Origin of the sequence: Rossellomorea aquimaris (assembly GCF_003315075.1) — a bacterium.
Lineage (GTDB): Bacteria > Bacillota > Bacilli > Bacillales > Bacillaceae_B > Rossellomorea > Rossellomorea aquimaris_C.
Genome location: NZ_QNRJ01000013.1, coordinates 19,624 through 42,911 on the forward strand (window position 1 = coordinate 19,624; position 23,288 = coordinate 42,911).

Genomic DNA, 23,288 nt, shown 5'->3' on the forward strand with positions numbered 1-23,288 from the left:
CTTATCCAGTTGGGATCATGTTGATAATCGTTTCGATAATCACCGTTAGAATAGGTACCGCCATTGCTAATATCAAGATCTTCCCTGCAAGCTCCACTTTCGCCGCAAGTGCTCCCTGTCCGGCATCCTTTGTAATGTGAGAAGCGAATTCCGCTATGTAGGCGATGCCGATAATCTTGAGAATGGTTTCTACATACACCATATTCACATTTGCATTCGCAGCAAGCTTCTCAATCATATGAATGATGGAGTAAATTTGATCGATCAGAAATAAAAAAATCGAACATCCTACAAACACAATAAGCAAAAAAGCAAAATTTGGTTTCTGCTCTTTCACGATCAAAGCCAGAAAGGTCGCAACCAGTGCTATACCAACAATTTGAATGATTTCAATCGCGGACGCCCCCTAACCCTGATATAAGAAGACCGATTTAATCTTCTGGAACAGATCATCGACAATCGAGGCTACCATAAACAGAATATAGATGAACCCAAAGAGGGTAACCCACTGTGCATATTCCTTCTTCCCGACCTGATCTAAAATCGTATGCAAAAAGGCCACTACAATCCCCACCCCTGCGATCTTGAAAATAATATCCACATCAATTCCCATATTCATTTCCCTCCTGGTTTCTAAACTTCTCGCAAGCGATTGGCATGTATAAAAGCATTGACCTATGAAGCATCGTTAGAGTAATAGAATGATCAATAATAAACCTGACAAAAACCCCAAGCTCTTCGTCATCTTTTCATATTTCCTCTGCTTTTCTATCGCCTCTGACTCTTCTCTTTCCAGATGTTTTAACGCTAACTGTATATGTTTCTGCTGGGTCATCATGTCGTGTTTGCCCAGGTTTTCTCCAAATTGTTTCAGGATTTCGTATTCACCTATTTTAAAAGCCGTTAATTTCCATATATCATTCAGGCTTTCTTCCCACGCTTTCTTCACTGAAATCTCCTGCTCCGTTAATTTCTTTGAGAACGTTTCAAAGAACCATGAAACAGGTTTTTGCAACTGCTTGGAGATCTTTCTCGTTGCTTCATGCAAAGGGGTATGGCTGTAAGTGATTTCTGCTTCCAATGACTGGAGGGCCACCTTCAACAACCGAAGCTGCCTCGGCCTTTCCGTTAAATATTTTGACGCTTCGAAACCAGCCCAGGAAGTAGAAAGCAGGATGAAAACAGCACCGATTAGTTTAATCATTTATGTCACACTCACTTTTTTCAGAAGAGATTGACCGTGTTCATTCCAGACTTCATGAACCTTACCAGGCTCATCCCCTCTCCTTAGTTCAACAAACCGCTCAATGGTTTGAAGATTCACAATGTCCTTGATCACCGGTCTCTTCGCTACTTCCGCAAATGTGGATCCATGAGTCGTCATCACAAGGGTAATACCGGCATTAACGGCTTCCTGGATAGCTTGACCATCTTCCACGCGGCCAATCTCATCCACAATCAGGACGTCGGGACTCATGGAGCGGATCAGCATCATCATCCCTTCAGCCTTCGGACATGCATCCAGCACGTCCACCCTGGGTCCGAACATCAGCTGAGGGATTCCATTTACACAGCCGGCAATTTCGGACCGTTCATCGACAATCCCTACTTTAAAAGGCGGGATCTTTTTCTCCGCGACGCCGGTCGAAATCATACGTGCAAGATCTCTTAGCAATGTCGTTTTCCCTGTCTGAGGCGAGCCGATAATCATCGTATGCTTCCAGCCGCTATCATAAACATATGGAAAGATTGATTGAGCTATGCCAAGCTTTTGTCTCGCAATCCTGATATTAAAGGAAGACAAATTCCGAATCCCTTTCACGACACCCCCCTCTAGAATGACCTTGCCGGCAAGACCGACTCGATGTCCGCCTTCAATCGTGATATATCCTCTCTTCAGTTCTTCTTCCAATGTATAAAATGAATGCCTGGATAGTTTGTTAATGAGCTGCTCGCTATCTTCCTCGGTAACAGTATAGGAAAGAAAATATGGCTTCCCCCTGGCCGTGACCTCCAACACACGGTTGGTACGAACCCTGATTTCTTCAATTCGGTCAATAAGATCTTGTGGAAGGGTCAGGACATTGTCAGAAATAGTGCTGGGTAGTAAGGCTAGAACTTCTTGCATATAGGTACCTCCTAATCTTGTTCCACTTCGGAATGTATGAACATGGAAATGAACCTTCGTACATGCTTCCCGATAATACAATGTATTCTAGTCGAATGAGATTATGACAGTAGAGTTGGAAGATTTGGGGTGGGGATTGGGAGATTTAATATAAAAAAAAGCCCGAACGAGAATAATCTCGCTCAGGCTTTTCACATTCAATTATCCACGTGATACGTAAGATCCGTCCGTTGTGTTAATGATCAATGTGTCTCCTTCGTTGACGAAGAACGGTACGTTAACCACTAATCCTGTTTCCACAGTAGCAGGCTTTGAACCACCGGAAGCTGTATCGCCTTTGATGCCCGGTTCTGTTTCAGTCACTTTCAATTCAACTGAGTTAGGAAGCTCGACTCCAAGAGTTTCTCCACCGTACATCATGATGGACACTTCCATGTTTTCTTTCAGGTATTTCAATTCATATTCAATGGAAGCAGCCGGGAGTTCGATTTGATCGTAGCTCTCATTGTCCATGAATACATGCATGTCACCATTAGCATACAAATATTGCATTTTACGGTTATCGATTTGGGCTTTTCCCACTTTTTCCCCTGCACGGAACGTTTTTTCCTGAATGGCACCTGTGCGCAGGTTACGAAGTTTGGAGCGAACGAACGCTGCCCCTTTACCTGGTTTAACGTGTTGGAAATCAATTACTCGCCAAATCCCGTTATCGACTTCAACCGTCAAACCTGTACGAAAATCATTTACTGAAATCATGTTTATTTCCTCCTATTGTCTAGTAGACCCGTCTTTAGGACTACATTGGCAGAATGATTAGATCTTTTGTGGAATGTGTCAGTGTTTCATTGGAATCTTCTGTTATGAGTGTATCATCTTCAATACGAACACCGCCAACACCTGGTACATAGACCCCCGGTTCAACCGTTACGATCATTCCAGGCTCCAGTACCACATCGGAACGGGAAGACAATCCTGGTCCTTCATGGACTTCAAGGCCGATTCCGTGTCCCAGAGAATGTCCGAAATACTCTCCATAACCTTTTTCTGTTATGTAATCACGTGCAATAGCATCCGCATCTTTACCTGTCATACCAGGCTTGATTTTTTCCATAGCCAGAAGCTGTGATTGTAGAACGACGTCATAGATCTCTTTCAATTTCTCACTTGGTTCTCCTACAGATAATGTACGTGTCATATCAGAGCAGTACCCTTTATAGTATGCTCCATAATCCAACGTTACAAAATCACCTTTTTCAATGACTTTATCACTGGCAACCCCATGAGGAAGTGCAGAACGATTACCTGAAGCAACGATGATATCAAAAGATGAAGATGTCGCTCCCGCTTTTCTCATGAAGAACTCTAATTCATTGGAAACTTCTAACTCTGTCACACCCGGTTTAATAAAATCTAATATATGCTTGAATGCTGCATCGGCAATATCCGCCGCATCCTTAATTATCTTAAGCTCTTCAGGTGTCTTAATCAAGCGTAACTTTTCCACAAGACCTGATACCGGTACAAGTTCTGCTTCCAGCACTTCACGATAGCTGTCATAAGCACTGAATGTCATATAGTTCTTCTCAAAGCCCAGTTTCTTGATCCCCAGGTTTTTCACTTGTTTGGCTACTTCCTCTTGGATGGGTCCAGTATGCTGGACGATTTCAAAATCGGCAGCCTGCTCGGTTGCTTGCTCGATGTAGCGGAAATCTGTTATGAATAATGCTTTTTCTTTAGAAATCAGAGCAACACCTGATGAGCCCGTAAAGTTTGTCATGTACCGACGGTTGTACGTACTTGTAAGTAAAATCCCGTCAAGTTCGTTTTCTGAAAAAGTCTCTCTTAATCGTTCAATCTTCATTCAATTCCACTCCCTTAATGTTCTTTATGATCGCTTGTAAAGCCAGTTCATAACCAAACAGTCCAAAACCGACGATCTGGCCAACCGTTTCAGCTGCCACGACAGATTGATGTCTGAACGCTTCACGGGCATGGATATTAGATATATGCACTTCCACTACCGGTACTGATACCGAAGCCACTGCATCTCTTATCGCATAGCTGTAATGAGTGAAAGCACCGGGATTCAGGATGATTCCCCCATACCCTTCATCCTCTGCTCTGTGTATGTAATCAATCAGTTCCCCTTCATGGTTCGATTGAGCTGAAAAGAGTTGAAATCCTTCACCTTCTGCTTGTTTCGAAAGCTTCCCCTCAAGTTGTGGCAGGGTGACATGTCCATAAATATCGGGTTCACGTTTCCCGAGCCTATTTAAGTTAGGACCATTTAAAAGCAAGATTTTTATCATATGTAAACCCCTAAAAAAATAGAATGTTCATCATGAACATTCTAACACAAACCTTATACCTATACCTACATAATTGTCTGATAATGAGGATTTGTTAATGGGATACTTCCCCTGATTTTTCTTTCTCATTCTGATGTCTCAATTCATTTTCTTCATAAGAAATCGAATAGCCGATAAATACGCCATATAAAATATACAGACAGAAGGTTGTAATCAAAGTGTGATAATCAATGGATGTAAAGGATTTAATGCTTGGGAAAAGCGGATTGAGCAGTAAAAAGAAAGCGAAGTATAACGCTACTCCGTAGGCAACTCCTACCCACATAGACTTGAATTTTCGTAATAAACCATAATAAATGAGGGCCACACCTATAGAAATCACTCCGTAAGCCACAATGGAAAGAACGATGCCGATCCATTTGTCCACCCAGTCGCCAACCGCCCAAGGCTCAAAAATAATATTCGGCTCGATTTTCGTAAAGGAAAAAAAGTAACAAATGTAGGCAATTGAACTCCATAACATCCCACCGATAAAGCCCGTCACCACAACCATTGCCATGAACGATAGTGGTTTTTCACCCTGATTCTGCTCTAAGCGTGGATTTTCCTTGCTTTCTTCCGTGCCATCCTGAATCTTTTCATGCTGTCCCTTTTGTTCAGCCATCTGAAACACCTCCATTCGTAGTATGTCCCATTGACTTAAACATTTGCATGCTTTTACTTATTTTTCATCTGTGGTTGATGAGGAAATATGGATGATAAAATCTATCTCTAGTCCTTTGATTCATTTTTTAGTAAAATAGATAATATCTTTCCAAGTTTCAGAAAATAACCCCAGTAAAAATTCACAGAAAATCGATAACTAATATGGTTAAATAACAAGGAAATTGTCTAGAATAATAGTATAGATATGTATAATGGATTGTATTGTAAGGAGGTGGCTTTGTTGAACGCTCGTAATATCTTTGTTATCACATTAATATTGTTAGCTATTGTTGGGTTGGGAACCTCACTTTTCGGAAATCCTTTAGGGCTAGTCAAACAATTACTTGTTACAGCAGCTGTGATCGGAATCATCTACTTCATTTACCGAAGATGGTTCAGCGGAAGGCGGGCTGGTAATAGTAATGAACAGAGAGCGTTTCTTAAAGCAGCCAAACAATCAAAGAGGCGGCATAAGAAAAAGTCTCCAAGTAAGCCTCAGGTATCAAACGCCTCGAAGAAACGTTCGATACGAAAGAAATCAAATGCCAACCTTACTGTAATTGAAGGTAAAAAGAATAAGAAAAACAATCGAGCCTCATTTTAGGAGCTCGATTGTTTTATTAATACGGCCATTTTTGAAGGAATGCTTCCGCTTTTGATTTCCCGTATTGAAAGAGCTCTGCTCTTTTTTCGGGAGTTAATCCGAATTCGGTCGTGAGCACACCTTCAGTAGGAATAAAAATGATGTTTTTTTCAAGTTTTCTGGAAATGTATCTTGAATCATGTGCATCTTTCATCGTAGTAAAGAGGGCTTCATACATATCAATCGCATTTTTGATTTGTTTTTTTGGCTTTCCGACCAGATCGTGACTTAACTTCACCCCGATGACCGGCCTTATCTTTTTCACATTTTCCCGATCAAACAGCCACATAGGAAAGTTACTGAGCACCCCACCATCCACCATGAAACTTATTCCTTCTAAAGATCGCAGCTTTACAGGTTCAAAGAAGTAAGGAAGACTCGCACTCATTCGTATCGCCCTGGCAACGGGAAAGGTTTCTTTCGCAATGCCGTACTTCTCAAGATCATCCGGGAGAACCAACAATCTGCCATTCGATAAATCCGAAGCGATGACCCGGAGTGAATGGGGCGGTAAATCAGCGAACGTATAAATCCCCCTCGCTTTCAGCTTTTCTTCCACCCAGCTTTCAAGCGCCACTCCCTTATATAAACCTAAACGATTGTAAACCCGAAGCCATTTTATAATAGGGAGAGAGATGATCGCGTTTGAGTCCAGCAATTTATTAAAATCTATATCATCCATGATTTCGAGGAGCTCCCTGCTCGAATAACCGGCGGCAATGAATGCTGCAATCACCGCTCCGGCACTTGTTCCTGCGAGCCTCTTAAATTTGTAGCCCTTCTCCTCCAATGCTTGATATGCCCCAATCAACGCGAGCCCCTTTATGCCTCCACCTGAAAAAACGCCATCGATGTCCAAAGGCCCCACTCCTTCAATGTCTATTACTACATCTTTAATTCACAAAGAAGGATTTTAGACTAAAAAAATAGGAGGGGAACCAGTCCCCACCTACCTTTCTTCATATATTATAGTCCGCATTTCAGCTGAGCGCCGCAGTTTGTACAAGTATTGCAGCCACCCATATCTTTTACCGTCCCTTTACGGCAGACTGGACACGTATTCCCAACTTCAGAACCGATGGACACGTCTGTTGAACGTACGTCCTGAATCGTATCAAGTAATACGATCGGCTTTTTCGATGTAGGAATGTCTTTTTGTTCCTGTTCGTCCTCGTCATCAAAGCTGTTTTCTTCTGCTTTGAGGGTAAGAACTTGTGAATCACGGCTTCCGTCCACGTACACGGTTCCACCTTTTGCTCCACCTTTATAAAGTCGCTCATACACTTTTTCAACTTGATCGACCGTATAACCACGAGGAGCATTAACCGTTTTCGAAATAGAGCTGTCGATCCAATTCTGAATCACACATTGGACATCGGCATGTGCTTGTGGAGCCAAGCTCATGGAAGAAACAAACCATTCCGGAAGATTGTCAGCATCTGCATGCGGATTTCTCTTCAAGTAATCTTCTACAATATCCGCTTTCACTTCAATGAACTTACCAAGACGACCGCTTCTGTAGTACGTGAAAGAGAAATAAGGTTCAAGACCCGTCGATACTCCAACCATCGTACCTGTTGAACCTGTAGGAGCAACAGTTAACAGATGGGAATTACGGATTCCATACTGTTCAATGTCTGTTCGGACATCCTTAGGCATTTTCTTCATAAAGCCCGTTTCCACAAATGCTTTTCGTAAAGCTTTCGTTTCTTCATCGGTGCTTCCAGTCAGGAATGGAAAGCTTCCTTTTTCCTTCGATAATTCAACAGAAGCACGATAAGCAGTTGTTGCGATGACTTCAAATACTTCATCCACAAGCTGATTGCCTTCTTCAGAACCGTATTCTTTCTCACAGTAAATCAACAAATCTGCAAGACCCATTACACCAAGGCCAACACGTCGCTCACCTAGGGCCTGCTTTTTGTTTTCATCCAGGAAGTAAGGAGTCGCGTCGATGACGTTGTCCTGCATGCGAACACCCACTTCAACGGTACGCTTCAATTTTTCGAAATCAACGGTTTTCGTCTCTTTATTGGCAAACTGAGCAAGGTTGACGGCTGCCAGGTTACATACGGAATATGGAGCAAGAGGCTGTTCACCGCATGGGTTCGTAGCCACTACCTTTTGACCGTATGCTTTCGCATTCGTCATATCATTCGCGTTATCAATAAAGAAGATTCCCGGCTCCGCAGAGTAGGTTGCACACACATTGATAAGATTCCAAAGCTCTTTCGCCTTGATCTTACGGTAAGTACGCACTTTGTAGCCTAGCTTTTCCCACTCACGGACATCCCCTACGTTGTGCCACTCTTCATTATAGTATTTCATTTGCTCTTCATTATAGCTTTCTACATCAGGGAAGCGCAGATCATATTCACGATCGTTTTCCACAGCTTCCATAAAGTCGCTTGTCAGGCAAACCGAGATATTCGCTCCTGTCAGGAATTCTGAATTATGGACGCTGTATGTTCCGCCTGTACGGAGCTTTTCTTCTGCATTCTTAAGGATTTTCGCATCAAATCCACCGTATCCAGGGATTTGTCTATAATTTAGGATTCCTTGATACATCGCTTCCTCTTGTTCTGTCAGAGGTGTGAATTTCAACTTATCCTGAGCTGCTTTTTTAATCGTTTCATCTTCTGTATTTTCAAGGAGATAACGCAGAATACGCGGGTTTTGCATTTTAGAGATGATGAATTCGATAATATCGGGATGCCAATCTGAAAGCATGATCATTTGAGCCATTTCGTTACGTTAGTTCGCTACACTAACTCTCTATGTCACCATAGAGTTCAGACCATATCTTACACTCTTATTCGAGTGCCCTCGCACTTCGGAATCGCTTGATCCCTACTCTACTACCTTCCATCCTATTGATGGGGGTTCGATGGTCGTTGAACCTTCTCCAATTTAGGAGCTTGGCTGCTGATTGTCTTTATCCACTTATTGTTTTCAAGCATTCACGCTCACCGTTTCCAGTCACGTTGTAGCCAATAAGTCATGTAAAGAGTTTCCAGCAATTCACGAGGTTTATTATAGACGAAGCACTTTAAGCTGCTTTACCACGTCTTGATCCGCCCTGCTCAACCAAATGAGTCAATTTAGCGATGTCATCCAGCCAGGAAACCGAACCGGAGGATTTACCGTTCACACCTTTAGCCAGAGTATTTCGCGGGCGAAGAGTCGATCCGTTCGTTCCGACACCACCGCCTCGGCTCATGATCTCCATCACCTGCTTGCGATGTTCTGAAATCCCTTCACGTGAATCCTGTACGAAAGGCATCACGTAACAGTTGAAGTACGTTACGTCTGTTCCGGCACCCGCTCCATAAAGCACGCGACCAGCAGGAACAAAATGCAGGTTCACCAATTCATGGTAGAACTTTTCAAACCAAACTTGTCTCTTTTCAGGAGTTTCTTCCACTTCTGCCAAGCCTGTTGCGTTACGCTTCGCAATTTGTTCATAGTAGACTTCCAGTGGCTTTTCGATTACATCAAGTGTTCTTGAGACGATACCGGTTTCCATTTCTTCCGGCTTGTCGATGGCACTTCTGTACTCTTCTTCGATCCAAACATCTGCTTTCTTCGTTTCCCAATCGATGCTTGTGATGTACCCTAATCCTCTTGCAGGGAATTTAGGATCTTCTTTGATGGTGAGGACCACGAAATCACCTTCTGAAAGAGTGATCTTTTCCGTGTCTTTGAAAGAATAGCGATCAATCATGACAAGACGGGATACACCCTTATGTGTAGTTTTCATATCCGGGGTTATGGGATGTACTTGAGGAAACAATCCAATATCCTGATTTAATCTTTCGATGTTTAATTTCATTGTGTTTTTCGACGCAACAGTCATAAAGACAACTCCTTCTATCTCAAATCTTTCATTTGTTTGTTGTTAACTTTGATGTGTAATATCAAATAATACGATATCATAGCTCAAATGGAAAAGCAATAAATAAACACAACATATAGTGTGTAAAAAATTATTCGACACACCACATATTGTGTTTCAGGTCAATAGGTCATTTGTTTGTCAAACGGATAATATGCCAATAAAAATAGAAAACAGAAGGAATTAATAGAAAATCATATAATACTCCGACCATTTCTATTAATTTAGAACTTGATATAAATCCAAGTCGCGTAATAGTTGGTAAAATAGGAAAAAAGCGACAAGCATCGCTTTTTTTCCACAAAAAATTTTTTATCGTTTGAAATTCCAGTCATCTGATTCGTACCGGGATTTGGCAAGGTCCACAACATATTGTGTTTCCTCTTCAGAAAGTTTGTATGGCTCCAGGTGAATATTCAATCCTTCCTCGAAACCTTTTTTGAATGCTTCCTTCGCCATATCCATGGTGACCGTTTCAGAACTGATTTCGTTCATCGCGACAGCCTTGCTTTTAAATGCCCGCTGCATACGCTCTTTCACCCGGTCAGATGGATAGTTAAACAGGCTGAATAGCTTATCCTCTTCAAGATCCAATAGAATGGAACCGTGTTGAAGGATGACACCTTTTTGGCGCGTCTGGGCACTTCCCGCCACTTTTCTTCCTTCTACCACCAGTTCATACCAGCTCGGTGCATCAAAACAAACGGCCGAACGTGGATTCTTTAACCCTTCCCGCTCTTCTGCCGTTTTCGGAACGGCAAAATAGGCTTCGAGTCCAAGTCCTTGAAATCCTTTTAAGATCCCTTCCGAAATCACCCGGTATGCTTCCGTAACGGTTTTAGGCATTTCCGGGTGCTCTTCAGAAACAATGACGCTGTACGTCAATTCATGTTCATGCAGAACCCCTCTGCCTCCCGTCGGTCTTCTCACAAAGCCAAGACCGTGCTCTTTCACTGCATCAAGATTGATTTCCTTTTCTACCTTTTGGAAGTAACCGATCGAGAGAGTCGCGGGATCCCAGCCATAAAACCTGATCGTGGGGGGAATCTTTCCCTCGCTATGCCAATCCAGCAGCGCCTCATCAAGGGCCATATTATAAGAAGGGGAACAATTCCCTGAGTCAATGAATCTCCATGTTTCTTTTTTCATGCATCATACCTCATTTGCATCTTCTCTTTGATATTTTGTTATGTAAAAAACCAACTTCATTTAAGTCCGTTACTAGTCTATCAAATCCAAAAGAAAAAACAAAGAAAAACAGATTGGAAAGTGTTTGCTGTAAAATAATAAATTTGTTTTGATTCTCGGGGCTTTCATGAATATAATAGAAGTTAGCGCATTTGTAGAAAGGAGCATGAATGATGGAAGGATTATATATTCTTTTAGTCGTACTTGGTGGAATCATTGTTTATTCACTCTTTACGTTCTTCTATCAAAAGAGGATTGTGAATACATTGACTGAAGAAGAATTTCGAGCAGGATATCGTAAAGCTCAGTTGATAGATGTTCGTGAAGCGAATGAATTTGATAACGGTCACGTACTTGGCGCACGAAATATCCCCCTCTCTCAAATTAAAATGAGACAAAAGGAAATCCGTGCCGATCAACCCGTTTACCTTTATTGCCAAAGCGGACTCCGCAGCGGACGAGCAGCTCAAATGCTTCACCGTAAAGGGTACCGGGATCTTCACCAATTGCAGGGCGGCTTTAAAAAGTGGACAGGCAAAGTAAAACATAAAAAATAATGTGAAAGGATTGCCTTTGGGGCGATCCTTTTTTTGATTGGTGGAAGTAGTGGGCTGGGCTCGCGGGTAGAGTTGGTTTTATATTACATAGGCCCGTCCCTCAAAAAAATCCCCGCAGCGATTGGCTGCGGGGATTTCGAATTTTATTTTCTTTAGCTTTCTTTTGTATAACGCAGTACCGGTTTTCTTGCTGCGAGTGTTTCGTCCATACGTTTGACAATGGTTGTATGCGGTGCTTCCTGGACGATTTCCGGCGTCTCTTCTGCTTCTTTGGCAATCTGGATCATGGCATCAATGAAGGAATCCAGTGTTTCTTTCGATTCTGTTTCCGTCGGTTCGATCATCATGCACTCTTCCACGTTTAGTGGGAAGTAGATGGTTGGCGGATGATATCCGAAATCGAGTAGTCGCTTCGCAATATCCAATGTTCGGACACCAAGCTTCTTCTGGCGTTTTCCGCTGATCACAAATTCATGCTTACAATGACGATCGAATGGAAGGTCAAAGTGAGGAGCCAGGCGGCGCATCATGTAATTGGCATTCAGGACGGCATTTTCCGTCACGGCTCTCAAGCCATCCGGCCCCATCGTTCTGATGTACGTATACGCACGAACGTTGATTCCAAAGTTTCCATAGTAAGGTTTTACACGGCCAATGGAATCAGGACGGTTGTAATCGAATTCGAACTTATCGCCATTTTTCACCAGGACCGGTTTTGGAAGGTATTTAATCAGGTCTTCCTTCACTCCCACAGGACCGCTCCCTGGACCACCGCCTCCGTGAGGGCCAGTAAAGGTCTTATGAAGATTTAAATGCACGACATCAAATCCCATATCCCCTGGTCTGGCTTTTGATAATACGGCATTTAAATTGGCACCATCATAATACAGCTTGCCGCCTGCTTCATGAATGATTGAAGCCATTTCCAGAATGTTTTCTTCAAATAATCCAAGAGTGTTCGGGTTGGTCAGCATCAAGGCTGCTGTATCATCTCCAACTACACGCTTCAGATCTTCCAAATCAACTAAACCATTTTCGTTTGATTTCACCGTTACCGTCTCGAAACCTGCTACAGTCGCACTGGCAGGGTTCGTTCCATGAGCTGAATCCGGTACGATGACCTTCGTACGATGTGTGTCTCCATTTGCTTCATGGTAAGCACGGATCATCATTAGACCCGTCCACTCTCCATGAGCACCGGCAGCAGGTTGAAGGGTCACTTCATCCATGCCTGTGATCTCTTTCAAATGCTCCTGAAGATCATACATCAGTTCAAGAGCACCTTGAACGCTTTCCGCTTCCTGGAGAGGATTGATATGAGCGAAGCCATTCAAGCGCGCCACGTTTTCATTCACCTTCGGATTGTACTTCATCGTACAAGACCCTAATGGATAGAAACCGGAATCCACACCATGATTACGTTTTGATAATGCCGTATAATGACGCATGATATCCAGTTCAGAAACCTCTGGAAGATGCGGTTCTTCCGTACGGATATAATCGGATGGAATGAGATCTGACAGTTCTACCTGTGGTACATCCATTTCAGGTAAGCTATAGCCGACACGGCCTTCTTTAGATAATTCAAAAATAAGAGGTTGATCTTGCTTATTCATGACAATCCCCCAATTCTGCTACGAATGCGTCGATTTCTTCTTTGCTGCGAAGTTCAGTAACAGCGATCAGCATGTGCTGTGATAAGCTGTCATCCATTAACCCTAAATCATAACCACCAATCATTTCTTTACCCAGGAGCTTTTGATTGATTTCTTTGACCGGCTTATTTACCTTTACGACAAACTCATTGAATGATGGTCCTTCAAATGCGATGGAGAATCCTTTTGTTTTAAAGGCTTCTTTTGCATAATGTGCTTTTTGGATATTTTGAAGTGCCATCTCTTTGACGCCCTGTTTTCCAAGTGCCGTCATGGCTACAGATGCAGCGAGGGCATTTAATGCCTGGTTTGAACAAATATTCGACGTTGCTTTATCTCGACGGATATGCTGCTCACGTGCTTGAAGAGTCAGAACAAATCCTCTGATTCCATCTTCATCAACGGTTTGACCCACAAGACGGCCCGGAACTTTACGCATAAGCTTTTTGTTCACGGCGAAGTATCCACAGTGCGGTCCACCGAAGGCACTTGGGATACCGAATGGCTGTGCATCACCAATGACGATATCGGCTCCTAATTGTCCAGGAGGAGTAAGCGCCCCTAATGCAAGGGGGTTTGAAGAAACAACGAACATCGCTTTTTGGGCATGAGCTACTTCTTCAATGGCTTTTAGTTCTTCTACCCTGCCGAAGAAGTTGGGATATTGAACGACTACTGCGGCAATTTCATTACTCATTAATTTCTTAAGTTCTTCCACATCCGTAACACCATTATTGTGCGGGATTTCTACCACTTCTATATACTGACCTTTTGCATAAGATCGTAAAACATCACGTGATTCCGGGTGAACAGTACTTGAAACCAGTACCTTTTTCCGACGGGTCTGCCCTGCACTCAGCATAGCTGCTTCTGCAAGAGCCGTTCCTCCATCGTACATGGAAGAGTTGGCTACATCCATGCCGGTCAGCTCACAAATCATCGTTTGGAATTCAAAAATGGCTTGAAGTTCTCCTTGAGAGATTTCCGGCTGATAAGGTGTATATGCTGTATAGAATTCAGAGCGTGATAATACATGATCCACGATGATCGGCATGTAGTGGTCATATACTCCTGCCCCTAAAAAGGATGTATGACTTTTCAGGTCAGCATTCTTCGCTGCCATTTTGGTCAGTTCTTTTACCAATTCCGTTTCTGACTTCGCTTCTTTGATTTTGTAATCCCCTTTGAAACGAACCTGCTCAGGAATATCTTCAAATAGATCGTTAACGCTGTCTACTCCAATGCTGTCTAACATTTCCCTTTGATCCTGCTCTGTCATCGGTAAATAACGATGCTTCATGACCGTCATTCCTCCCCTATTTCTTTGGTCTTTTATAGAATGGTGTGGCTACTACTTTCGCTTTTAACTTTTTCCCTCTGATCTCAACCAGTACTTCTGTATCTAAAGAAGTAAACTCTTTATGGAGTAATGCTAATCCTACATTTTTCTTTAATGTCGGTGATTGGGTCCCGGTTGTGACTTCCCCTATCTCATCTTCACCGGCATACACCTTATATCCATGACGGGGAATTCCGCGATCGATCATTTCAATCCCGACGATTTTTCTTGGAGCGCCTTCATCCTTTTGTTGTTTCAGCACTTCCTGACCATTAAATGGAACCTCTTTATTCACTTTTACGGCGAATCCAATCCCTGCTTCGATCGGCGTGATCGATTGAGATAATTCTTGTCCGTAAAGGGCAAGATTCGCTTCAAAACGTAATGTATCACGAGAACCCAGTCCGCATGGAAGCACCCCATGTTCCTTTCCTGCCTCCAGGATGGCTTTCCAGATTGCAGCCGCATCCCCTGCATCACAGTAAATCTCAAATCCGTCTTCCCCTGTATAACCGGTACGTGAAACAAGTGCATGTCTACCATCTATGTTCACTTCGGTCTGGAATTTAAAAAATCCGATATCGCTTAGTGAATGTTCGTTTGTAAGCTTTTGTAAAACCTGTTCAGCAAGTGGACCTTGAAGTGCCAATTGCGCCATATGTTCAGAGATGTTGTTGATTTCAACTCCATCGACTTCATGTTCTTTCAGCCACTGAAAATCTTTATCTATATTTGCCGCATTAACAACGAGCAAATAATCATGATCTTTTATTTTATAAACTAATAAGTCATCGACCGTCCCACCGTTTTCGTAGCACATAGCCGTATACTGAGCTCCTCCATCTTTTACTTTGGAGACATCATTTGTCATCATTCTTTGTAAGTAGTCAAGAGCCCCTTCACCCTTCACTTCAATTTCTCCCATATGAGAAACGTCGAATAGTCCAGCCCGGGTTCGTACCGCTTCATGTTCTTCTTTAATACTTGAGAATTGCACTGGTAAAGCCCAGCCACCGAAGTCGATGGTCTTTCCTCCATACTCTTTGTACACTTCGTATAAAGGTGTTTGTTTTAACTCTGACATGACTTTTCCCCCTTTATCTTCCTTACATGCATAATCCTTAACCAAGTTTTATCCCATGAAAAAAGGACAGAAAAACCCCTTTTCATAAAGAAGTTTTCTCTGTCCTTGCACCTGAAAGTTTACCGAAGAACGGCTTTCCCCTTTGGTGGTTTCCTGAGTCGGAAACACTCTCCAGAGTTGCGTCCAACAAGAGTCTTTTTGCCTGAGAGATTCACACTTAAATGTGCTTGCTCCTTCGGCGCTGTATGCACAGTCTCTCCCCTTGTTATCATTCGCCAATATTCCTTGAAACATTTGGTCATACTAGAAATATACAGAAGAAATGTTGTAAATGTGAATGTTCGGATTTTCGAGTTTTTTAAACATTAGAAAATCTATTTTCATCCTACCATTAAATACGAGGATTGAGCAATCATTTTTATTAGAATTAAGGAGATGTTTTTCAGATGAATGTTGAGGTTTTATTTGATGAAGAATGGAGCGAGGGTCTCGAGAATTTAATTGATAACGATGGCCCATGGGGGAATTGGGAGCTATATAAGCTGGCCATCGAATTTGAACATCATCTTGCAATTCCGAACTTTGAAGGCCTGCAAGCACCAAAACATTTGGCAAATGTCACTCCGCTCCCCCATCAGTTGGAAGCAGCAAAGCAGGTTGTCGAAACGATGAACGGAAAAGCGATCCTTGCAGATGAGGTCGGATTAGGTAAAACCATTGAAGCCGGATTGATATTGAAAGAATACATGATTAGAGGATTAGTGAAGAAAGTATTAATATTGGTTCCTGCATCCCTGGTCTCTCAATGGTCCTATGAATTGAACAGTAAGTTTTTCATTCCGGCTGTTCCGCAACGAAAAAGTTACGTATGGGATCAGTGCGATATTGTCGTATCATCCATGGATACCGCTAAGCGGAGCCCTCATCGGGAAAAGGTCTATGAACAGGACTATGATTTGGTGATTATCGATGAAGCTCACAAACTAAAAAATCATAAAACAAAAAACTATGAATTTGTCCAAAACCTAAAAAAGAAATTCTGCTTACTGCTGACAGCGACACCTATCCAAAATCGTGTCGAAGAGATTTTTCATCTGGTTTCTCTCCTTAAGCCGGGACATCTCGGAAATGAATCCGGTTTTTCTGAAAGATATAAAAAAGGGGACCGTACTCTTCAAGAGGATGAACATTTAAAAAGTCTCATTAACAAAGTGATGATCCGTAACAGACGCAGCGATACGGGTATAGAATGGACAAAACGTCACGTAAAGACTGTCTTAATCGATTTTAACGAGGCTGAAAGAGATTTATATAACAGCATCGATTTGCTCAGGGGGAACTATGATGACTGGGCTAATTCAAGCTCCTTCTCTCTATTAACGCTTCAAAGAGAAGCATGCAGCTCTCGTGAAGCAGTATTTTATACCCTTAAAAACATGCTGGAGAAAAAAGAAAACCCAACAGCAGGTTTTGAGAATACAATAGGCACTCTTATGAAAAAAGTAGAAAACGTGACAATGAACTCCAAGGCTCAGAAAGCACTTGAAATCGTCCAATCGATCAATGACAAAGTGATTATATTTACAGAGTACCGGGCAACACAGCTCTATCTGCAATGGTTCTTAAAACAGCATGGAATAAGCTCCGTACCGTTCCGAGGTGGATTTAAACGGGGGAAAAAGGATTGGATGCGTGAACTTTTTCAAAAGCATGCACAGGTGTTAATTGCTACTGAGGCCGGAGGGGAAGGAATCAACCTCCAATTCTGTCATCACGTGATCAACTTTGACCTGCCATGGAATCCTATGAGGTTAGAGCAGCGAATCGGTCGTGTCCACCGTCTCGGACAGACAGAGGATGTTCATATTTACAATTTTGCTACCAAAGACACGGTAGAAGAACATATATTGAAGCTTCTTTATGAAAAAATCAATCTCTTTGAGCGGGTGATCGGAGAATTGGATGAAATCCTGACCCGCCTGGATTTCCGCGACTTCGAAGAGCATGTAACCGATATTCTTTCTTCATCCAGAACGGAAGGGGAAATGAAGATTAAAATGGAGAATTTAACGAGTATGATTCAATTTGCCGAACAATTAAAGGAGGAGAAATCAAATGCAGCAGCACGAAATTCATCAATTTCTTGAGAGATACTTCGTGGCTAATGGATGTGACCTGGTTGCGAACGGAGACGGTCATATGACCGTCCAGCTCACGATTGATTTGGATAAGGAGCTGATGAACCGTCCGTTCTACTGGCACTACCTTGAGAAAACGGGAGGTATTCCAAACCCAATGACATTATCCCTTATAACGAATCCGGATAAAGCACCTGAAGACTTAAAAGGAGAACCTATTCATTTTGGTTCTCCGCGGTTACACCAAATCTTCCATTCAACACGAAATTTAGCAGGATATATACGGTTATACGAAAACCGGCTCACACCGAGTGGTCAGCAAACCCCTCTTCATCCATGGCTTGGACTGAATATCAAAATTTCGTATCAATCCAACCGAAAGAAAGACAGCATTCGAAGCATGGGATTGAACCTGATCAACGGAGTCATTCAGGAAAACTTTCATTCGTCATTGATGTCCAGAAACCTGACACCTAAGATTCCTGATTTCTCGTTCACATTGACACCGATCATCAAACCGAAAAGCGGAGTGAACCGCATTCAGACTTTCCTGTATGAAGAAATTAAAAAAGAACCGGTTGAATGGGCTGAGCAGGCACGAAAGACGTGGGAGGAAGATTTACAATTGTTGAATCACTTTTATGGAGATCAAGAGGAAAAGCCCGAATCCTATTTTATGGAACAACAAGCATTGAAAGAACAGTATGAGCCTAAGATTTCCATTGATATCATCAATGGCGGGATTTTTTATTTACAGCATTCAAGTTAACGGTAAACGGAGTGAGTGCATCACACACTTACTCCGTTTTAATCCAAAAAAAGACTGCCAAAAGGCAGCCGTTAACTATTTATTTTTCTTAAACATGATCATGAAAGCATATGGGATGATCCCGAACCAGCGAAATAGGAATGGTTCTCGCTCATTCTTCCGTTGCTTCTTTATACTTTTACGTTCATGAGGTGATTTTTCATAATGTTGGACAAATGTTTGTGTTATGAATTTAACATAATCATTCACTGACATAAAAGCACCACCTCCTGCTTTTATCAGTATGCCCGGGCTAAGGTAATTTATTCAGCTTGCCCATCCAGATGAGGTAGTATTTCTTCAATGACCTCTTCTATCGTTTTATTGTCTGTATGAATCGTTATGGAGCTTCCACTCTCATACAGTGGGAAGCGGAGGTTGAATAAACCCGATAAACGTTCCTTGGAGTTATTTTGTACGAGTGGACGATTTTCATCGCCTTCTAAACGGGACCATAATGAAGCAAAAGGACAAGTCAGGTGGAATACAAAGTCCTGTTGTCGTAAGATCTCCCGGTTCTCTTCCCTTTCAATCACTCCGCCACCCGTGGTGATAATCGCTTGCTTGTTGGCTAACTCAAGGAGCACTTTGTTTTCCAAATCCCTGAAATATTGTTCTCCCTGCTGGTTGAAGATTTCTTTAATAGACTTTTTCTCTTTGTGTTCAATGTAACTGTCCATATCAATGACCGGTAGATTCACTAGTTCCCCAAGATGCTTCCCAATCGTCGTTTTTCCTACCCCCATAAATCCAATAAAGAAAATCGGTTTCATATTCTACTCCCAACTTATTATGTGTTTTGTTTCCCTATTATACACAACCGTCGTTGGAAGAAAAAGCTCCTCATCCCGTTTGAAGGTCACTTCCAATCGTATTTCATCCTGGTTGACCATTTCGCTGTGGGTCAAGATTTCACCATAATTCCCTTTCAATTGTTTGGAAGTAAGCATCCCACCCTCCATCTCCAACAGGATAGCATGGGACACACTCACGTTTCTTTCATAAATGTTTTTCATATTTGTTAAGTATAGATATTTACTAATGAAAAGATCCTTCGCAGCAAACCCTATCGATAACACAAACATTAGAAGCAATAAAGTATAGGGCAAAATGAATCCCTTATTGTTCAGGCATTCCTTCTCCTTGTTCGGTTGAAAAGTAAAAGAATTCCCCCTCCACTTCTTCTCCCCCCACAAACTCCAAATCCATATGCACTCCCTGGTTAATGGATGCAAAGCTAAATGAATCCACTGACTGCAGAACCACTTCATGACCTTGATTATTTACCCTCCTTCGAATGGAATGATTATACTTTTCATACGAAATGGATTCACCACTCACCAGAAAAGAGATCTTATCGTGAGTGATCACTACACTTTCTCCTTTCCATAATTCATTCCTCAGGCTTTCATTGAATAGATTCCATTCATAATAATGGGGAGGAACCATATCCTGTTTAATCGTAGAGAAACCCTTCATGATGAGAGGGATGCATAGTGAAATCATGCAAAATACTGTAAAGCTTAACAGAGCCTCGATCAGTGTATATCCTTGGTTATTCAGCCTTTGAGATACAGACTTCATGGGGATCTGCACCTCTTTTATGATATTGGACACACGCTTCTTCATTGCCTCCCCCTTTCCAATCGAGTTCATACCTGACTCCTTTATACATTCTGGTATGATCCTCATACTCGTGACTGACGATTGCCTTCTCCACCCCTTCTTCAAGAAATTTCAAAGCCTCCACCTCATACTGAAGTCGTTGAAGTTGGGAAGCATAGTCAATGAGAAATGGGATAAATACGCCTGCAATCATAAGGATGCAGCTGAAGGCAATAAGGGTTTCCGGAAGTGAGAAACCTTTAGTATTCTTGTACATAAAATCTCCCTTGCCCAATTTGAAACATGAGCTGAATCATGGTATCCCCCATTTTAAAGTTCAGCTTGCCGAATCGGTTTGTATTTCCATTCGGGTAGAATGTGATGTCTCCCAAGCTGTTGATTGATGTAATCTGAATGGAAGATGAAATCTCTCTTGTGACGATTGTTTGTCTAGTAGCAGTTTTCGCCACGTATTTATTTGTTATGGGGTAAAAAGTCACGGTGATGGGAACCTGGTGTCTAATGCTGTAGCTTTGGATCTGATAGAGGTCTGATTGGAGCTGGGAAAGAAATAAGTCCTTTTCATTACCTTCTTTCATGGGCAGGATGGAAAAGCTGACCCAAGAAAGAAGGGTCGTGAAAATCAATAAGACGACAAGCATCTCAATAAGGGTATACCCTGCTTCCCCCATTTCTTTCTTCATTAATTAGAGGCTACCTTCCCTTCGGCATCAATGGTGATGGCACTACCGTCGGGGCAGGCTTTATAATCCTCATTTAAATACCCATCTGTGACGAGGGTATCTATGGTGACCGGAAGCGCATTCCCATCCATTTTGTAGGCCTCCACCTGGCCTTCCACCATGTGGACAAATGCTTCGCATCCTTTCGAGTTAATGGAATTGCTTTGGTTGGTGACGTTGGGGATTGTAATAAAAAGCAATACAGATATGACTAATAGAACAATCATCATTTCAATCAGGGTGAAGCCTTTTTGGTTTTTGAGCATGGTGTTCCTCCTTGGGTTTTGGGTATTTGTGACTATGGTGAACGACGAAATGCATTTATTTTGCTGAATGCAGGAATTGGCTATATTCAGATATTTCCCTAAATCCCCTGCATCATCTGAAATAACGGCATCATAATGGAGAAGTAAATCGCCATGATGAAAAGACCTACAAAAGTGAAAATCATGGGCTGAATATATTTTAGCAGTGCATTGGTATTCTCCTCTAATTCTTGAAAGCATATCTCGCTATAAAGTCGCAGCTCTTCTGCTAATCGTCCGTTGGATTGCCCGTGATGCACCACAAAGGGTAACTCTTTTTGAAAAAACGGAAGCGAGGAGAAACATTCATGAAATGGTTTTCCTTCTTTTAATCCCTTGATCAATCTTTTTGAAATGAATTGTAGGGTTGGTCGGAAGGATTGACTTTCGATGATGAGAAGGGACTCTGTGATGGATACTCCGCTTGTGAGAAGGAAGCTTAGTTCCCTGGCAAAAAAGTGTGAATGACCAAGCCTTAAATAATTTGAAAGATAAGGAATTTTGCATAGGGTGACTGATATTTTAATAGGAGAAATTCTTTTTTTGAATAGGAAGAATAATATGGTGAAGATAATGAGTGATAGTAAAAAGCTACTAAAAATCATTGGGAAGCTTTCGATGAAGTGTATGAGGTAATTTAGATTCGCTGAAGGTTCATATCCAATAGAAGTATACAGAGACTGAAATCTTGGAAATAGCACTTTTCTTAGTAAGACCATCATTAATATCGAGACGATGATGAGCATTAATGGATACTGAATGACTTGTTGAATTCTCTGCTGGTTTTTCCTTCTTTTTATCAGATAGTTTCCCGCCTCTGATAGAGTGTGACCCATTTGACCATGATGCTCGGCGAAATAAATCTGTGCACTGACGTGACTCGGGATATTCAGCTGTTTGTTGATGACGGAAGAGACGGACTCTCCTTTTTGCAAGGATCCAATCATTCTCTTTTTTAATTTGATCGTATTCTTTTCTTTAGGGAGCAGGAGAAAATCGATGGCTTCCGAAAAGCTATACCCCTTTTGGAGAAGGTCTCCAAGTCTTTTAAGAAACTTTCCTTGATCATCGCTTTTCTTCATGTACCCATTTCCTATATTCAAGTTCTGAAACAAATCCTAGTGCCACCCCCTTATTGATCAAGGTCTGGAGTGTATGATACTGATACTGGACCGACTCCCCCTTCGCCTCCTTTAATACTTCTTTCAAAGCACTTCCGGTTACAATTTCATATACAGATGCCATGTTCAGAGTTTTTACCCGATGGCATTTCCCACCACACTCTGCTTTGCAAACCGGACACACTAACCTTAGTAATCTCTGGGCTGAAACGGCCAGTAATGTCTGTTCAATGTCATGCCACTCTACTCCTAACTCCATTAAACGATAGATCGCCCCTTTTGCATCCCTCGTATGCATCGTTGAAATGACCAAATGACCAGTTAAGCTCGCCCTTATTGCAATCTCCGCCGTTTCCCGATCGCGGATCTCCCCTACCATGATAATATCCGGGTCGTGTCGTAAAATCGCTTTTAAGCCGGTGGAGTACGTTATCCCGGCTTTTTCATTCACTTGTATCTGTACCATATCCTCATGCATCTTCTCCACGGGATCTTCCAGTGTGATCACATTGCGGTTCAAGGCTGCAGAACAGTGGTGAACAAGGGAATACAAAGTCGTTGTTTTCCCACTGCCGGTCGGTCCTGTGAACAAAATGAGACCATGAGAATACATCAGTAGTGCGAGTAATTTTTTTGCAGATGAAGGATACAGGGACATTTTATCGATTGGTATCTGATACTTTTGGGGGAGTATTCGAATGACGAGACTTTCTTTTAAATGAGTGGTTGGTAAGGTAGATATTCTGAGAGATAGAGGTGTATTACGAACGGTAAGACTGAAGGAACCACTTTGCGGCATTCGTTTTTCTCCAATGTCCATGGAAGCCATGAACTTTAAATGGGCTATCAATCGTTCTGCCTGATCCGGATCAATCGTCTGGAACGGTACTAATACCCCGAGCTTTCTAAACTGAATCAAGTAATCTTTCGTTCTGGGTATGACATGAACATCTGTCGCATCACTGCTGAATGCTTCTCCAATCATCACTTCCGATAGGGATTCTACTGAGTGAAATATACATTGGCACCACCTTTCTGTTTTCCTAACTTAAGATATACGAC

The 23,288-nt window shown here is 42.2% G+C and carries 26 protein-coding genes, 2 pseudogenes and 2 riboswitches; of the genes and pseudogenes, 4 read left to right on the forward strand and 24 right to left on the reverse strand.

Translation table 11 applies throughout. The annotated features are described in order from the left end of the window. Position 1 precedes the first annotated feature (1 nt). From spoIIIAD to DET59_RS15090, 8 genes are all read right to left on the reverse strand, one after another. Positions 2-394, reverse strand: a complete 393-nt coding sequence (gene spoIIIAD, locus DET59_RS15055) for a stage III sporulation protein AD (protein WP_172655798.1) — start codon at positions 392-394, stop codon at positions 2-4. A gap of 12 nt (positions 395-406) precedes the next feature. Continuing rightward, positions 407-613 (reverse strand): stage III sporulation protein AC, encoded by a 207-nt coding sequence (spoIIIAC, locus tag DET59_RS15060; protein ID WP_034758004.1) that lies wholly within the window; start codon positions 611-613, stop codon positions 407-409. A 75-nt stretch (positions 614-688) separates the two neighbouring features. Then, the gene (gene spoIIIAB / locus DET59_RS15065; protein ID WP_113970467.1) at positions 689-1,204 is read right to left on the reverse strand and encodes a stage III sporulation protein SpoIIIAB; all 516 of its coding nucleotides are present in this window, start codon (positions 1,202-1,204) and stop codon (positions 689-691) included. Continuing rightward, entirely contained in the window at positions 1,205-2,128 is a 924-nt protein-coding gene (spoIIIAA, locus tag DET59_RS15070) for a stage III sporulation protein AA (RefSeq protein ID WP_113970468.1), read from the reverse strand. It abuts the gene before it with no gap. A gap of 201 nt (positions 2,129-2,329) precedes the next feature. After that, positions 2,330-2,887, reverse strand: a complete 558-nt coding sequence (gene efp / locus DET59_RS15075; RefSeq protein WP_113970469.1) for an elongation factor P — start codon at positions 2,885-2,887, stop codon at positions 2,330-2,332. Positions 2,888-2,927: 40 nt separating this feature from the next. Next, complete coding sequence (locus tag DET59_RS15080) at positions 2,928-3,992, reverse strand: M24 family metallopeptidase (RefSeq protein WP_113970470.1); 1,065 nt, start codon at positions 3,990-3,992, stop codon at positions 2,928-2,930. Then, a complete protein-coding gene (gene aroQ / locus DET59_RS15085) occupies positions 3,982-4,440 on the reverse strand; it encodes a type II 3-dehydroquinate dehydratase (protein ID WP_113970471.1) in 459 nt (152 codons plus the stop codon). Before aroQ ends, DET59_RS15080 begins: the two co-directional genes overlap by 11 nt. A 94-nt stretch (positions 4,441-4,534) precedes the next feature. After that, positions 4,535-5,104, reverse strand: a complete 570-nt coding sequence (locus tag DET59_RS15090) for a YqhR family membrane protein (protein ID WP_113970472.1) — start codon at positions 5,102-5,104, stop codon at positions 4,535-4,537. Between the two features lie 282 nt (positions 5,105-5,386). On the opposite strand from DET59_RS15090, the gene DET59_RS15095 reads away from it, so the two are divergent. Further along, entirely contained in the window at positions 5,387-5,749 is a 363-nt protein-coding gene (locus DET59_RS15095; protein ID WP_258549694.1) for an SA1362 family protein, read from the forward strand. 16 nt (positions 5,750-5,765) lie between these two features. Here DET59_RS15095 and DET59_RS15100 read toward each other — a convergent pair whose 3' ends face one another. The 4 genes and pseudogenes from DET59_RS15100 to DET59_RS15115 all read right to left on the reverse strand — a co-directional run bounded on the left by DET59_RS15100 (position 5,766) and on the right by DET59_RS15115 (position 10,832). Continuing rightward, positions 5,766-6,647: a patatin-like phospholipase family protein gene (locus tag DET59_RS15100; protein WP_113970474.1), complete on the reverse strand. Its 882-nt coding sequence runs from the start codon at positions 6,645-6,647 to the stop codon at positions 5,766-5,768. Between the two features lie 107 nt (positions 6,648-6,754). Then, positions 6,755-8,530: pseudogene (locus DET59_RS15105) on the reverse strand (vitamin B12-dependent ribonucleotide reductase); the annotation flags it as partial. A gap of 319 nt (positions 8,531-8,849) precedes the next feature. Next, positions 8,850-9,644, reverse strand: a pseudogene (locus DET59_RS15110) (ribonucleotide reductase N-terminal alpha domain-containing protein); the annotation flags it as partial. A gap of 351 nt (positions 9,645-9,995) precedes the next feature. Beyond that, on the reverse strand, positions 9,996-10,832 hold the full coding sequence (locus DET59_RS15115) for a lipoate--protein ligase family protein (RefSeq protein ID WP_113970476.1): 837 nt from the start codon (positions 10,830-10,832) through the stop codon (positions 9,996-9,998). A gap of 212 nt (positions 10,833-11,044) precedes the next feature. Here DET59_RS15115 and DET59_RS15120 point away from each other — a divergent pair, with 212 nt between their 5' ends. Further along, positions 11,045-11,428, forward strand: coding sequence for a rhodanese-like domain-containing protein (locus DET59_RS15120; protein ID WP_113970477.1), 384 nt, complete (start codon positions 11,045-11,047; stop codon positions 11,426-11,428). 152 nt (positions 11,429-11,580) lie between these two features. Here the strand turns inward: DET59_RS15120 and gcvPB are convergent, their stop codons facing one another. From gcvPB to gcvT, 3 genes are read right to left on the reverse strand one after another with little or no spacing between them, the layout of a single operon-like run. Next, positions 11,581-13,044, reverse strand: a complete 1,464-nt coding sequence (gcvPB, locus tag DET59_RS15125) for an aminomethyl-transferring glycine dehydrogenase subunit GcvPB (protein ID WP_113970478.1) — start codon at positions 13,042-13,044, stop codon at positions 11,581-11,583. Then, positions 13,037-14,383 carry an aminomethyl-transferring glycine dehydrogenase subunit GcvPA gene (gene gcvPA, locus DET59_RS15130; RefSeq protein ID WP_113970479.1) on the reverse strand — a complete coding sequence of 449 codons (1,347 nt, stop codon included), beginning with the start codon at positions 14,381-14,383 and terminating at the stop codon, positions 13,037-13,039. The genes gcvPB and gcvPA overlap by 8 nt, the downstream gene beginning before the upstream one ends. Positions 14,384-14,399: 16 nt before the next feature. Beyond that, positions 14,400-15,506, reverse strand: a complete 1,107-nt coding sequence (gene gcvT / locus DET59_RS15135; RefSeq protein WP_113970480.1) for a glycine cleavage system aminomethyltransferase GcvT — start codon at positions 15,504-15,506, stop codon at positions 14,400-14,402. A gap of 97 nt (positions 15,507-15,603) precedes the next feature. Continuing rightward, positions 15,604-15,683: riboswitch (glycine riboswitch) on the reverse strand. 3 nt (positions 15,684-15,686) lie between these two features. Continuing rightward, a riboswitch (glycine riboswitch) is annotated at positions 15,687-15,778 on the reverse strand. Positions 15,779-15,952: 174 nt separating this feature from the next. Here gcvT and DET59_RS15140 point away from each other — a divergent pair. Beyond that, positions 15,953-17,653 carry a DEAD/DEAH box helicase gene (locus DET59_RS15140; protein ID WP_113970481.1) on the forward strand — a complete coding sequence of 567 codons (1,701 nt, stop codon included), beginning with the start codon at positions 15,953-15,955 and terminating at the stop codon, positions 17,651-17,653. Beyond that, on the forward strand, positions 17,622-18,413 hold the full coding sequence (locus DET59_RS15145) for a YqhG family protein (RefSeq protein WP_113970482.1): 792 nt from the start codon (positions 17,622-17,624) through the stop codon (positions 18,411-18,413). Before DET59_RS15140 ends, DET59_RS15145 begins: the two co-directional genes overlap by 32 nt. Positions 18,414-18,488: 75 nt before the next feature. On the opposite strand, the gene DET59_RS15150 is transcribed toward DET59_RS15145, so the two are convergent. The 9 genes from DET59_RS15150 to comGA all read right to left on the reverse strand — a co-directional run bounded on the left by DET59_RS15150 (position 18,489) and on the right by comGA (position 23,244). Next, positions 18,489-18,668: a YqzE family protein gene (locus DET59_RS15150; RefSeq protein WP_044340022.1), complete on the reverse strand. Its 180-nt coding sequence runs from the start codon at positions 18,666-18,668 to the stop codon at positions 18,489-18,491. A 47-nt stretch (positions 18,669-18,715) separates the two neighbouring features. Further along, the gene (locus DET59_RS15155; protein WP_113970483.1) at positions 18,716-19,225 is read right to left on the reverse strand and encodes a shikimate kinase; all 510 of its coding nucleotides are present in this window, start codon (positions 19,223-19,225) and stop codon (positions 18,716-18,718) included. A gap of 3 nt (positions 19,226-19,228) precedes the next feature. Further along, positions 19,229-19,561, reverse strand: coding sequence for a hypothetical protein (locus DET59_RS15160; protein ID WP_113970484.1), 333 nt, complete (start codon positions 19,559-19,561; stop codon positions 19,229-19,231). Positions 19,562-19,571: 10 nt separating this feature from the next. Further along, positions 19,572-20,081, reverse strand: a complete 510-nt coding sequence (gene comGF, locus DET59_RS15165; protein WP_181778183.1) for a competence type IV pilus minor pilin ComGF — start codon at positions 20,079-20,081, stop codon at positions 19,572-19,574. Then, positions 20,008-20,334 carry a hypothetical protein gene (locus tag DET59_RS21725; RefSeq protein WP_181778184.1) on the reverse strand — a complete coding sequence of 109 codons (327 nt, stop codon included), beginning with the start codon at positions 20,332-20,334 and terminating at the stop codon, positions 20,008-20,010. Before DET59_RS21725 ends, comGF begins: the two co-directional genes overlap by 74 nt. Continuing rightward, on the reverse strand, positions 20,318-20,761 hold the full coding sequence (gene comGD / locus DET59_RS15170; protein ID WP_113970486.1) for a competence type IV pilus minor pilin ComGD: 444 nt from the start codon (positions 20,759-20,761) through the stop codon (positions 20,318-20,320). The genes DET59_RS21725 and comGD overlap by 17 nt, the downstream gene beginning before the upstream one ends. Beyond that, positions 20,761-21,066 (reverse strand): competence type IV pilus major pilin ComGC, encoded by a 306-nt coding sequence (gene comGC / locus DET59_RS15175; RefSeq protein ID WP_113970487.1) that lies wholly within the window; start codon positions 21,064-21,066, stop codon positions 20,761-20,763. Before comGC ends, comGD begins: the two co-directional genes overlap by 1 nt. A 98-nt stretch (positions 21,067-21,164) precedes the next feature. After that, positions 21,165-22,187: a competence type IV pilus assembly protein ComGB gene (gene comGB / locus DET59_RS15180; protein ID WP_113970488.1), complete on the reverse strand. Its 1,023-nt coding sequence runs from the start codon at positions 22,185-22,187 to the stop codon at positions 21,165-21,167. Further along, complete coding sequence (gene comGA / locus DET59_RS15185) at positions 22,171-23,244, reverse strand: competence type IV pilus ATPase ComGA (RefSeq protein ID WP_472924304.1); 1,074 nt, start codon at positions 23,242-23,244, stop codon at positions 22,171-22,173. The genes comGB and comGA overlap by 17 nt, the downstream gene beginning before the upstream one ends. Positions 23,245-23,288 lie beyond the last annotated feature (44 nt).

Coding starts and splice junctions, on each gene's coding strand:
- spoIIIAC (WP_034758004.1), bottom strand. CDS start 613: ATGGGAATTGATGTGGATATTATTTTCAAGATCGCAGGGGTGGGGATT.
- spoIIIAB (WP_113970467.1), bottom strand. CDS start 1,204: ATGATTAAACTAATCGGTGCTGTTTTCATCCTGCTTTCTACTTCCTGG.
- spoIIIAA (WP_113970468.1), bottom strand. CDS start 2,128: ATGCAAGAAGTTCTAGCCTTACTACCCAGCACTATTTCTGACAATGTC.
- efp (WP_113970469.1), bottom strand. CDS start 2,887: ATGATTTCAGTAAATGATTTTCGTACAGGTTTGACGGTTGAAGTCGAT.
- DET59_RS15080 (WP_113970470.1), bottom strand. CDS start 3,992: ATGAAGATTGAACGATTAAGAGAGACTTTTTCAGAAAACGAACTTGAC.
- aroQ (WP_113970471.1), bottom strand. CDS start 4,440: ATGATAAAAATCTTGCTTTTAAATGGTCCTAACTTAAATAGGCTCGGG.
- DET59_RS15090 (WP_113970472.1), bottom strand. CDS start 5,104: ATGGCTGAACAAAAGGGACAGCATGAAAAGATTCAGGATGGCACGGAA.
- DET59_RS15115 (WP_113970476.1), bottom strand. CDS start 10,832: ATGAAAAAAGAAACATGGAGATTCATTGACTCAGGGAATTGTTCCCCT.
- DET59_RS15120 (WP_113970477.1), top strand. CDS start 11,045: ATGGAAGGATTATATATTCTTTTAGTCGTACTTGGTGGAATCATTGTT.
- gcvPB (WP_113970478.1), bottom strand. CDS start 13,044: ATGAATAAGCAAGATCAACCTCTTATTTTTGAATTATCTAAAGAAGGC.
- gcvPA (WP_113970479.1), bottom strand. CDS start 14,383: ATGAAGCATCGTTATTTACCGATGACAGAGCAGGATCAAAGGGAAATG.
- gcvT (WP_113970480.1), bottom strand. CDS start 15,506: ATGTCAGAGTTAAAACAAACACCTTTATACGAAGTGTACAAAGAGTAT.
- DET59_RS15140 (WP_113970481.1), top strand. CDS start 15,953: ATGAATGTTGAGGTTTTATTTGATGAAGAATGGAGCGAGGGTCTCGAG.
- DET59_RS15145 (WP_113970482.1), top strand. CDS start 17,622: ATGCAGCAGCACGAAATTCATCAATTTCTTGAGAGATACTTCGTGGCT.
- DET59_RS15150 (WP_044340022.1), bottom strand. CDS start 18,668: ATGTCAGTGAATGATTATGTTAAATTCATAACACAAACATTTGTCCAA.
- DET59_RS15155 (WP_113970483.1), bottom strand. CDS start 19,225: ATGAAACCGATTTTCTTTATTGGATTTATGGGGGTAGGAAAAACGACG.
- comGF (WP_181778183.1), bottom strand. CDS start 20,081: ATGAAGAAGCGTGTGTCCAATATCATAAAAGAGGTGCAGATCCCCATG.
- DET59_RS21725 (WP_181778184.1), bottom strand. CDS start 20,334: ATGTACAAGAATACTAAAGGTTTCTCACTTCCGGAAACCCTTATTGCC.
- comGD (WP_113970486.1), bottom strand. CDS start 20,761: ATGAAGAAAGAAATGGGGGAAGCAGGGTATACCCTTATTGAGATGCTT.
- comGC (WP_113970487.1), bottom strand. CDS start 21,066: ATGCTCAAAAACCAAAAAGGCTTCACCCTGATTGAAATGATGATTGTT.
- comGB (WP_113970488.1), bottom strand. CDS start 22,187: ATGAAGAAAAGCGATGATCAAGGAAAGTTTCTTAAAAGACTTGGAGAC.